The 2,763-nt window shown below is 71.0% G+C and carries 3 protein-coding genes; all 3 read right to left on the bottom strand.

Going from position 1 to position 2,763, the window contains the following annotated elements; all coding sequences use genetic code 11:
* Positions 1-675: dihydropteroate synthase (gene folP, locus A5714_RS12255; protein WP_156747291.1), on the bottom strand; the 675-nt coding region annotated here is incomplete at its 3' end.
* Positions 672-1,274, bottom strand: coding sequence for a GTP cyclohydrolase I FolE (folE, locus tag A5714_RS12250; protein ID WP_068070514.1), 603 nt, complete (start codon positions 1,272-1,274; stop codon positions 672-674). The genes folE and folP, both read right to left, overlap by 4 nt.
* 18 nt (positions 1,275-1,292) lie before the next feature.
* On the bottom strand, positions 1,293-2,763 hold a 1,471-nt coding region (locus tag A5714_RS12245), incomplete at its 5' end, for an ATP-dependent metallopeptidase FtsH/Yme1/Tma family protein (RefSeq protein ID WP_156747290.1).

Below are 2,763 nucleotides of genomic sequence, written 5' to 3'. Positions count from 1 at the left end.
GCCGTCGGGCCCGGCCAGCAACGCACCCAGGAAGCGCTTGCGCGAGGCGCCCAGCAGCACCGGCAGGCCGGTGTCGACCAGCTGGGGCAAGGCGTGCAGCAGCGCCCAATTGTGTTGCGCGGTCTTGGCGAATCCGAGGCCGGGGTCGATCAGCAGCTGGCCGGGGTCTACCCCGGCCGCCACTGCGGCGTCGGCGCTGTCCAGCAACTCGGCACGCACCTCGGCGACCACGTCGCGGTAGTGCGGGGCGGCGTGGGGGCGCTCGGCGGACACCGAACGCCAGTGCATCAGCACCCAGGGCACCCCGGCCTCGGCCAGCAGCGGCGCCATCGCGGGGTCGGCCCGCCCGCCCGAGACGTCGTTGACCAGTTGCGCCCCGCTTTCCAGGGCGGCGCGTGCGACGTCGGCGTGCATGGTGTCGATGCTGACCGTGATCCCCTCCCCGGCAAGGCCCTTGACGACGGGAACGACGCGCGCAGTCTCGACGCGGGAGTCGATGCGGGTCGCGCCGGGGCGGGTCGACTCGCCGCCGACGTCGACGATTCCGGCCCCCTCGGCGACCATGGCCACGCCGCGGGCCACGGCGACGTCGGCGTCGAGGTATTGGCCGCCGTCGGAGAAGGAGTCGTCCGTGACGTTCAGGACTCCCATTACCCGCACAGGCGCCGATGTCACTTACGCAGGATGAGGTCCAGCGCCTCGGCTCGGGAAGCGGCGTTGGTCTTGAACTGGCCGCGCACGGCCGACGTCGTGGTGGTGGCGCCGGGTTTGCGGACCCCGCGCATGGCCATGCACAGGTGTTCGGCCTCGATCACCACGATCACCCCGCGGGGGTCGAGCCGGGCCATCAGGGCGTCGGCGATCTGGCTGGTGAGCCGCTCCTGGACCTGCGGTCGCTTGGCGTAGAGGTCGACCAGCCGCGCGATCTTGGACAGGCCGGTGACCCTGCCGTCGTTGCCGGGGATGTAGCCGACGTGGGCCACCCCGTGGAACGACACCAGATGGTGCTCACAGGTGGAGTACATCGGGATTTCCTTGACCAGCACCAGTTCGTCGTGTTCCTCGTCGAACATCGTGTTGAGCACGCTGTCGGGGTCGGTGTAGAGCCCGGCGAACATCTCGCGGTAGGCGCGCGCCACGCGGGCCGGGGTGTCCCGCAGCCCATTTCGGTCGGGGTCCTCACCGATCGCGTACAGCAGTTCCTTGACCGCGGCCTCGGCACGCGCTTGATCGAACACCCGTAGGTCGGGAGTCACCGTGTCCGGCAGCGCCATCGAAGATCCTCCGTGTTCTCAGCCGTGGGCCGGCGGATTCGACCGGCTCACGTCGTCGTCCCGCCGTTCGGGGGAATTGCCGCCCTGCGGGCTGGGTTGCGCGGGCGGCGGATAGGGCGGATACGGCGGGTACGACGGATAGGGCTGGCCCTGCTGGCCGGGGTGCCCCGGATAACCGGGCTGGCCCGGGTGGTTGGTCGCCGGTTGCGGCCAGTACTGCTGCTGGGGCGGCTGGCCCGGCGGGTACCACGGCTGTTGGTGCTGCGGGGGCCAGCCGGGCGCGTGCCAGCCCGCGGGAGCGCCGTAGTCGGGCTGCGTGGGTCCGTTGGGCGCCCCCTGGGTGCCGTGAGAACCGTTGCCGCCGTTGGCGTTTCGCTCGGCGTCGGCCCGTGCGGCTTCGGCGGCCGCAGCGATGGCCACCTTGAAGGCGGGTTCGGGAACGGGCGGCGGCCATGGCTCGCCGCGCTCGATGGCCAGCTCGCCGGGCGTCTTGATGGGCGGCTTGTCCGACGGGATGCGACCGCCGAAGTCGTCGAACATCGTTAGCCTGGGCCGCTTTTCGACGTCGGCGAAGATCCGCTCCAGCTCGGGCCGGTGCAGAGTCTCCTTCTCGAGCAGCTCGCCGGCCAACGTGTCGAGCACGTCACGGTATTCGGTGAGGATCTCCCAGGCCTCGGTGTGCGCCGCCTCGATCAGCTTGCGGATCTCGTCGTCGATGTCGCGGGCCACCTCGTGCGAATAGTCGGCCTGGTTGCCCATGGTGCGACCCAGGAATGGGTCGCCGTGCTCGGAGCCGTACTTGACGGCCCCTAGCTTGGAGCTCATGCCGAATTCGGTGACCATCGCCCGCGCGGTCTTGGTCGCCTGCTCGATGTCGGAGACCGCCCCCGTGGTCGGCTCGCGGAAGACGAGTTCCTCGGCGGCGCGTCCACCCATCGCGAACACCAACTGCGCGACCATCTCGGAACGGGTCCGCAGGCCCTTGTCCTCCTCGGGCACCGCCACGGCGTGGCCGCCGGTGCGGCCGCGAGCCAGGATCGTCACCTTGTAGACGGGGTCGATGTCGGGCATCGCCCAGGCCGCCAGCGTGTGCCCGCCCTCGTGGTAGGCGGTGATCTTCTTTTCCTGCTCGCTGATGATGCGGCCCTTGCGCCGCGGGCCGCCGATTACCCGGTCCACCGCCTCTTCGAGCGCCGCGCTGGTGATCACCGTGCCGTTCTCACGGGCGGTCAGCAGCGCCGCTTCGTTGATGACGTTGGCCAGGTCGGCGCCGGTCATGCCGACGGTGCGCTTGGCCAGCCCGTCGAGGTCCGCGTCCGGCGCGATGGGCTTGCCCTTGGAGTGCACGCGCAGGACCGCGCGACGGCCGGCGAGGTCGGGGTTGGTCACCGGGATCTGCCGGTCGAAGCGGCCGGGGCGCAGCAGGGCCGGGTCGAGGATGTCGGGGCGGTTGGTGGCGGCGATCAGGATGACGCCGGCGCGGTCGCCG

Origin of the sequence: Mycobacterium sp. E2462, from assembly GCF_001672685.1 — a bacterium.
Taxonomy (GTDB): Bacteria; Actinomycetota; Actinomycetes; order Mycobacteriales; family Mycobacteriaceae; genus Mycobacterium.
Note: the sequence above shows the minus strand (reverse complement) of the source record. Positions and strands in the feature narration are given on the sequence as shown.

Coding starts and splice junctions, on each gene's coding strand:
- folE (WP_068070514.1), bottom strand. CDS start 1,274: ATGGCGCTGCCGGACACGGTGACTCCCGACCTACGGGTGTTCGATCAA.